Source organism: Deltaproteobacteria bacterium, from assembly GCA_023382265.1.
Taxonomy (GTDB): domain Bacteria; phylum JAMCPX01; class JAMCPX01; order JAMCPX01; family JAMCPX01; genus JAMCPX01.
The window spans coordinates 1-8,071 of sequence record JAMCPX010000064.1; the positions used below are offsets into that span (position 1 = coordinate 1).

At 39.8% G+C, this 8,071-nt stretch carries 9 protein-coding genes; 3 read left to right on the plus strand and 6 right to left on the minus strand.

Annotated features, from left to right (window positions below; all coding sequences use genetic code 11):
• The 6 genes from M1381_11535 to folK form a co-directional block, all read right to left on the minus strand.
• Nucleotides 1–392 (minus strand): arginine--tRNA ligase (locus M1381_11535; GenBank protein MCL4479703.1); only part of this gene is annotated, 392 nt, incomplete at its 3' end.
• A complete protein-coding gene (locus tag M1381_11540; protein ID MCL4479704.1) occupies nt 389–568 on the minus strand; it encodes a hypothetical protein in 180 nt (59 codons plus the stop codon). The genes M1381_11540 and M1381_11535, both read right to left, overlap by 4 nt.
• Before the next feature lie 2 nt (nt 569–570).
• Entirely contained in the window at nt 571–1,527 is a 957-nt protein-coding gene (locus M1381_11545; protein ID MCL4479705.1) for a nitronate monooxygenase, read from the minus strand.
• On the minus strand, nt 1,524–3,047 hold the full coding sequence (locus tag M1381_11550; GenBank protein ID MCL4479706.1) for a GMC family oxidoreductase: 1,524 nt from the start codon (nt 3,045–3,047) through the stop codon (nt 1,524–1,526). The genes M1381_11545 and M1381_11550 overlap by 4 nt, the downstream gene beginning before the upstream one ends.
• 10 nt (nt 3,048–3,057) lie before the next feature.
• Complete coding sequence (locus tag M1381_11555; protein ID MCL4479707.1) at nt 3,058–3,486, minus strand: hypothetical protein; 429 nt, start codon at nt 3,484–3,486, stop codon at nt 3,058–3,060.
• A complete protein-coding gene (folK, locus tag M1381_11560; GenBank protein ID MCL4479708.1) occupies nt 3,468–4,007 on the minus strand; it encodes a 2-amino-4-hydroxy-6-hydroxymethyldihydropteridine diphosphokinase in 540 nt (179 codons plus the stop codon). Before folK ends, M1381_11555 begins: the two co-directional genes overlap by 19 nt.
• Before the next feature lie 282 nt (nt 4,008–4,289).
• Between folK and M1381_11565 the strand changes: the two genes are divergently transcribed.
• From M1381_11565 to M1381_11575, 3 genes are all read left to right on the plus strand, one after another.
• Nucleotides 4,290–5,450: a B12-binding domain-containing radical SAM protein gene (locus M1381_11565; protein MCL4479709.1), complete on the plus strand. Its 1,161-nt coding sequence runs from the start codon at nt 4,290–4,292 to the stop codon at nt 5,448–5,450.
• A 67-nt stretch (nt 5,451–5,517) separates the two neighbouring features.
• Nucleotides 5,518–6,288 carry a hypothetical protein gene (locus M1381_11570; protein MCL4479710.1) on the plus strand — a complete coding sequence of 257 codons (771 nt, stop codon included), beginning with the start codon at nt 5,518–5,520 and terminating at the stop codon, nt 6,286–6,288.
• Nucleotides 6,289–6,367: 79 nt separating this feature from the next.
• On the plus strand, nt 6,368–7,789 hold the full coding sequence (locus M1381_11575) for an aldehyde dehydrogenase family protein (GenBank protein MCL4479711.1): 1,422 nt from the start codon (nt 6,368–6,370) through the stop codon (nt 7,787–7,789).
• Nucleotides 7,790–8,071 lie beyond the last annotated feature (282 nt).

The window sequence follows — 8,071 nt, forward strand, 5'->3', positions numbered from 1 at the left end:
CCGGTTGGGTTTGCACTTACAAATTCTATCAACACGCTCTTCCCATTCCCGATCGTGTTTAATCCGTATCGTTCACCTATTTTGATGATATCATCGAGTGCATCGATCCAGAATAGCTCTGTCATCACAAAGTTTAAATAGCCCGGTTTTACAACCTCAATACTATTTATGATATTGATTGCGCCTGCAGACTTTTCAATAATCGTTTTCAAATCCGATGCAATTTCGAAAGGCGGTTTTCTTACAGTGTGTGAAAGTTCATATGCTATATTACTTGAGAATTCTCCATGCCCTTCATGCTTTGGTATGTTAATAGTAATGTTTTGCGATTTCATGCTGCCGTTAACATAAACCTCCACAGCACTTTTAATTAGTCCGTACAGTTGTCTCATAGTTTATTCTTGTTTTCAACAGCGGCGTTTTGGTGTTCTTTTAACTTTTTATCAAGGGTTACATCGTAGGTATATTCGGGGCATTTAAGACCGATATCCTCAATTGTAGAAAATCTTTTTTTGCATGTTTCTCTCCATGCACAGGTTAAGCAGCTTTTAACGTCAGTATACTCCATGGTCAGGGAACAAGCTCCTTTAGAAGTGTTTGAGAGCCTGAGACTATCTCATGCATTATTTCTTCTACGGATTTTATAGAGCTTATGAGCCCTGCTATCTCTCCACTCATAACAGAGCCGTTCTCTACGTCTCCCTCTATAGCCGCTGCCCTGCTTCTGCCCGGCCCGATAAAAGAAAGCAACTCCATTTCAGTAACTGCACTTTTTTCAAGTGCGAGAATCTGTTCCGACAATTTGTTTTTAATTACACGCACGGGTTTACCTATACTCCTTCCAGTCAGAATGGTGGAGTCGTCCTCTGCCTTTATTATAGCCTGTTTGAATGCATCATGCACGGGTGCCTCAATAGAGGCGATAAACCTCGTACCCATTTGTATGCCCTGTGCCCCAAGTGCTCTTGCAGCGACAAATCCTCTATAATCTGCCATACCGCCCGCGGCTACAACCGGTATTTTTACGTTATCTACGACCTGCGGAATCAACACCATTGTTGTAATCTCGAGAGGGCTGTCATGCCCGCCCGCTTCAATACCTTCTGCAATAATGAAATCAACACCCGCGTTATACGCCTTTTTTGCAAGCTTTGCAGAAGGAACAACGTGCCCGACCTTTATACCCGCGTCATGGAGTTTTTGTGTAAATGTTGACGATGACCCTGCTGAAGTTATGACCACCTTCAGTTTACTTTCAATAGCGATATCGATCAGTTCCGATGCGGTAGGATAGATCATCGGTATATTAAGAGCAAACGGTTTATCGGTAAGTTTCCTTGTTTTTTCTATCTCTTTTTTTATTTCTTCTTTTGTCAAAAATGAACCGCCCGCTATAACACCAAGACCTCCGGCTTCCGATACCCTGGCGACGAGCGGAGCATACGAAACATAAACCATACCTCCAAGCAGTATGGGGTACTCAATACCAAGCAAATCACAAATCCGTGTATGAATAAATCCATTCATTTTAGAAACTTCTCTTTATTCTCTATTATATGCTCAGCATTCCTCATTGATAATGACATAATTGTAATCTGAGGGTTTACGCCGAGTGACGTTGGAACAATACTGCCGTCAGATATAAACATATTATCCAGATTATGAACCTTACCGTAAGAATTAACAACCGTATGCCCCTGTATCTCACCCATTCTTGCAGTTCCAAGTGGATGAAAAGCCATCAACTCAAACGATTTTGCGTTGATTTTTCTTTTGAACAATTTAGATATTTCATCCTGTTTTTTGAATGACTCAAATCCATAAATGCTCGGATTTACCCATTTTGCCCCTGCTGCAAAAAAGATCTCCGATGCAATTGCAACTGCCTTTACCAGTTTTTTTGTGTCATAAGGATGCAGGCGGTAAGATATGAATGGTTTATTGTCGATACCCGACCTTACATTGCCGGAGGAGTTGTGATCGGAAACCATAACACCAAATGTAGCAAGGTTATTGTAATGTAATGCAAATTCCTTAGCCTCTAATCCGATCGTTCCTGCAACGGACAATCCTACCTCAGGCGGAACAAAAACCCCCTCAAACATAATACCCTCACTTGCATAGGCATCTACATAATTGCCCTGCGGTACGCCTTTGTAACCCTCAACGAGTTCATCAAACATTGCTGCCACTCTTGCGGCGGGATGGATTGTCAGGTTTTTCCCAAGCTCGGGAGAAAGTTTTATATCGTTTTTATCGAGTATATATGGCGTATATATGGCGCCTGCCGATATCACAAGTAACTTTGGTTTTATAGTGAAGTTGTACAATTTATTTTCTGTCTGCTCATTGAGGATGCTTCCACGTACTTCTTTTACTATCCTGCCTTCAAGAATGATTTTTTCCACTTTTGCATTCGCATATATCCTTGCACCATGCTTTATCGCGGACGGGATAAAGTTCAGATGAACAGCTTGTTTTGCATCGGTAGGGCATCCAAACGCACACCTGCCGCAGCCATGACAGTTGATTATGTTGTGTTTTAGCATGCCATTACTTAAACCGAGTGCATCAGCACCCCTTTTAAAAATGAGCCCGTTTTTACCAAGTATATTCGGATCAACGGGTACAACATTAATTGTCTTTTCAACTCTGTCAAAATATGTTTCCATATCTTTATGAGAGGCTTTTAAAACGCCAAAGCTTTCGGACCATTGATCCAAAATAGCTTCGGGTGTTCTGAAACATGTCCCTGAGTTTATTACCGTTGTGCCTCCGATAGCCCTGCCAATGGGTATCATTATAGGAACAGAAGTTAGTGCAAAAGTGGCACCATAATCCCTGTAAAGTATCTTCAAAGATTCATAGGGTTTATAATTTCCGTATCTCGCTTTATCATAATACCCTCCCTCTTCAACAACAACAACATCAAGACCCGCTCCGCTTAGCACATCTGCCATTACAGCTCCGCCTGCACCAGAACCTATTATACATACATCCGGCTGTTCGATTAAGTCCTTGCTTATATCTTTATATGTAAACAACATATTCTCTCCCTTAAATTTTTATGAGACAATCGGGGTGATCCCCAATTGATTCATGATAACCAATGGCATCCTGTGCTGCATTATTGGAATAAAAACACATCATCAGCAGTAGTTTCATCATAATCAATATCTGTCTTTTTGATGAGAGCTTACTGTTTTCCCATTCTTTAAGATAATTTAACCTTTCGTTAGAAGACATCCTTGTAAATCTTTTTAGCTTTGTAAACATCGGAGAGTATTCAAACATGTATATTACGTATTTGATAAATTTTAACTGAAGCTTTGACATTCTATCAATATAATGATCGAAGATCAGAGCAGTGTCTATATCCTTTGCTCCAATCTCAAACGCACCGCCCTGAGGTACAATAGCATCCGCTATCGCCTGCGTTATCTCGTATAACCTTTGATTTAGTACCTTTAGCTCTTTAACGGCCATCTCGCCCCCTTATTACTGCTATATGGTTTCACATAATGTTTGTCAGTATTCATATTTTTTATTTCGTCTATAGTCAAATTAAACAATGGATGTATCATATTTCCAGCAATTTCTGAAAGAGGTTCTAAAACAAATCTTCTTTCATGTAACTCTGGATGCGGGATAATCAAATTTCTTGTAAAAATTATCCGTTCTCCGAACAAAAGTATATCTATATCGATAATTCTCGAATGTTTGACATGCACTGGCTCATGCCTTATCCTGCCAAGTTCATATTCTGTCTCTTGTATGAGTTTAAGCAATGTAAATGGGTTTAAGTCTGTTCCCACCGCGACAACGGTATTTAAAAAATCCTGCAGATCATCTTCTGAACCTATACCAACTGGCTCTGTTTCATAAAGAGAAGATACCTTTATTTCTTCCGTATTAATATATCCGGATATGGCATCAAGTGCCTTTAAAAGCATTTCTTCTCTATCATTCATGTTAGAGCCGATTAACAAATAAGCTATTTCTGTCATGATCTTTAAAAATACTTTTTGATTAAAATGTCAAATAAAAAACTTCATGGCGTGTACAATTGCTAAAGATTTTTCACTTGCTTTTTATTTTTTTCATAACTAATGTTTATGTATTAATAAAAGAGTGGAGCAATAAATATTCCTAAACGCTATAAGATACATTTAATATATCCCGCACCAGCAAAGAACAGAGATAAACAGCACAGGAGGAGAAGGGCATCACTGGTTCCGATCAATCTGCCTATAATAGCCGGATTAACGCCTGAAAACTTTGATATAAAGATCATTGATGAAAATGTAAAAGACATCGATTTCACCGATATCCCTGATATCGTAGGCATAACAGGCATGACCGCCGTTATAAACAGGGCTTACGAGATTGCCGATATATACAGGCAAAAGGGTGCAAAGGTAATACTCGGAGGTATACACGTTTCAATGCTGCCGGAAGAGGCATTACAACATGCTGATACCGTTGTTGTAGGTGAAGTAGAAAATGTCTGGCAGAACCTGATAAACGATCTAACAGGCGGGCAATTAAAAAGGTTGTACAAGGGTACAACGGAGATACCGCTTAACGGGCTTGGTTTTGTCAGACGCGACCTTATCAATAAAAAGTCATACTCAATGCCGAGTCCGATTATGACCTCAAGAGGCTGCCCCCACAATTGTACATATTGTTCTGTTACGGAATTCTGGGGCCATCATTTCAGGCATAGACCCATTGACGATATTATAACGGAGATCAAAGCCATCAACGATAAATGGATAGCATTTGTTGATGATAACATTTACGGGGACATAAAACACTCAAAAGAACTTTTTAGAAGAATGAAACCTCTTGGTGTTAAGTGGGTAGGCCAGGGCGACATGCGTATAGCGAGAAACCCGGAACTACTCGAGCTTGCACGTGAAAGCGGATGCGAGTGGCTGTTCATCGGTATAGAGACAATCTCTACAGAAAATCTTAAATCCATACATAAGTCTTTTAACATGGGAGATAAGTATAAAGAGGCGATAGCAACCATAAAATCGTCGGGTATAAAGGTATTCGGCTCATTCATTTTTGGACTTGAAAATGATGATGAAGGTATTTTTGAACGTACGGTTAAATTCGGCATTGAAAATAAACTCGATGGAGCAAATTTTTATATACTAACGCCGTTTCCAGGTACAGAACTATTTGAACAGATGGAGAAACAGGGACTCTTATTGCATAAAGATTGGTCAAAATACGATGCAAACCATGTGGTTTTCAGACACAAAAAACTTATAAAAAAACAATTAGAGGACGGCTTAATATATGCCTATAAAAGATTTTATTCAATCCCATCCATTATGAAAAGGGTGGTATACCCAAGAAAGGATCTGTTACAGGTATTAGCACTTAATACAATGAGGCATCTATCGACGAATAGATTTACAAGAGGCGTAAGAACTTAGAGAGCGTGAAATCTTTGCCCATCCGTGCTATGCCTGAAAATTTGTTGATAGTTGAAAAGGATATCCAATGGATATAAAAGGTAATGTAAAAGAAGTATTTTCACAAGCCCTGAAAGAGACAATATTGCTTTCACGGCAATATTATATCGTATTTATAATACCTGTAGTGCTTGGTACTGTATGGGGCATAGTTTCACAGACATACATATCAGGCGGTATGATTATGATAATGAAAAATATTATGCATACCACAAGGGGACCTGCCATAATAAAAGAGTTCAGTCATTTCACATTTGTACTTATGTTAAGCATGATCGTTAGCATACTTATATGGGTTGTAACTTTTGCAGGTGCCGGACTACTTTTAAAACACAGGAATGAAACAACCACTATCGACTTTGATGAGGTGTTTTCATATACAGGAAACAAACTCGGTTCACTGATAGTTGGAGGTTTTTCATATATATTCCTGCCCTTTCTACCTGTGCTCGTACCCTTTTTGGGGATTATATACGGCATATTATTTATACTTTATATATTTTTTGTCGGTAAAAATTATGGGGGTTTTTTCTTCTGGGCATACCCGGTAATAGCAGAAAACAAGGGTCCTTTTGAAGGCTTTACCATTGCGAAAGAGGCCGTGCTTACAAAAAAAAATGTATTCTGGTCAGCATGGATAAGAGGGTTCCTGCTAATGTGGATATTAGGATTTGTCTTGCAAATAATCCCCTATATTGGATCCATACTTACATGGAGCATAAACCTTATGTTTATTGTTTTCACGGGCTTGCTTTACTATGATTACAAGAATGAAAATGTCAACATTAGCATGCAATAAATGTAGCATTGCATTATAGACGAAATTCGATAATTATATAAACTCAAAAAATGCATTTGAAAAAAATAAGGAGTATCATATGATTATAGGCGGTAGAAGAATAGAATCCGGCAATAAAGTCATAGTTAAAAATCCTTACAACGGCTCTGTTGCGGCAGAGGTCTCAATGGCGTTAGAGCCGGATGTCCAAAAAGCAGTTGATGCCGCAAAAAAAGGTTTTGAAAAGCTATCAAAACTTACATCACATGACAGATATAAAATTCTCATGAATCTTGCGTCCTTGCTCGGACAACGGCATGAACAATTTGCGGTTAATATATCATCGGAAATGGGAAAAACCATTAAAGAGGCACGGACAGAGGTTTCAAGGGCAATAGAAACGGTTACATGGTCGGCAGAAGAGGCAAAAAGATTGCATGGCTCAACAGTTCCGATGGAGTCAGCACCAACAGGCAGAGGCAAGACAGGACTTTTCATACGCGTTCCAGTAGGCATTGTTGCTGCCATATCACCATATAACTTTCCTCTAAATCTATCACTTCATAAAATAGCACCCGCATTCGCGGCAGGAAATGCCTTTATTCTGAAGCCAGCTGAGGCGACATCATCAACGGGTGAAATGATCGGTCAGGCTTTTGTTGATGCCGGTGCTCCGCCCGAGACTGTAAACGTTTTAACAGGCTCTGGCTCAAAGATCGGTTTTGCACTCGTTACGCACCCGGATATCAGGGTTATAACATTTACAGGCAGCAAGGATGTAGGTGAATGGATCACGAAGAACGCAGGGCTTAAAAAGGTTGTAATGGAACTTGGTTCAAACTCTGCCGTGGTTATATGCGATGATGCAAACCCGGATCCCCTTGTAAAAAGGATAGCACTCGGGGGCTACTCCCAGGCAGGACAGGTTTGCATATCGATACAGAGAGTTTATGTGCATGAGAGTATATTCGACAGGTTTGTTGAATCGCTTGCAAAACAAGCGCAGTCTCTAAAAACCGGGGATCCATTAAACGACAGTACGGATGTTGGCCCAATGATCACAAATAGCGATGCTTTGAGGGTCAAATCGTGGATAGATGAAGCAGTAAAAAATGGCGCTGAACTTGTATGCGGTGCAGAGGTTAACGGGCATATGATGTCGCCCTCTGTGCTTATAAATACGAAACAAACCGACAGGGTCATCAAAGATGAGGTGTTTGGTCCCCTGATCGTTGTTAATAGTTTCAAAGATGATGAGCAGGCTATAAACATGGTCAATGATTCAAGGTACGGACTCCAGGCGGGTGTTTATACAAACGATATAAATAAGGCATGGAGATATGCACAGTCGCTTGAGGTTGGTGGTGTTTTAATAAATGAAATACCTAATTTCAGGATAGATCTAATGCCTTACGGAGGTATGAAAGAATCGGGCATTGGCAGGGAAGGTCCTGGATTCGCAATAGAGGAAATGACAGAGATTAAACTGATCGTATTTCATCTTAACCCAAAAATACAATGATCTTTCTCCCTTGCCGGTGGAATAAAAGACAATACTCCAGTGCCCTTCTTGATAGCGGGGAATTTAAAAACCCACTTCATTCCACTTAATGTACTACCGGCTCTATACCGAGTGTTTTGCTGTCACATTTTGGACAGGTATGTTTATCAATATCTTCCTGAGTTTCCCATTTTTGCAATACAAAATTAAAAGTATTGATTTAACAGCATGTTACCTGTAAAAAAGTAGTGTGAAACCGCACTACGACAAAATTCGGAAGGTAAAGACACATTCTGGGGCAAC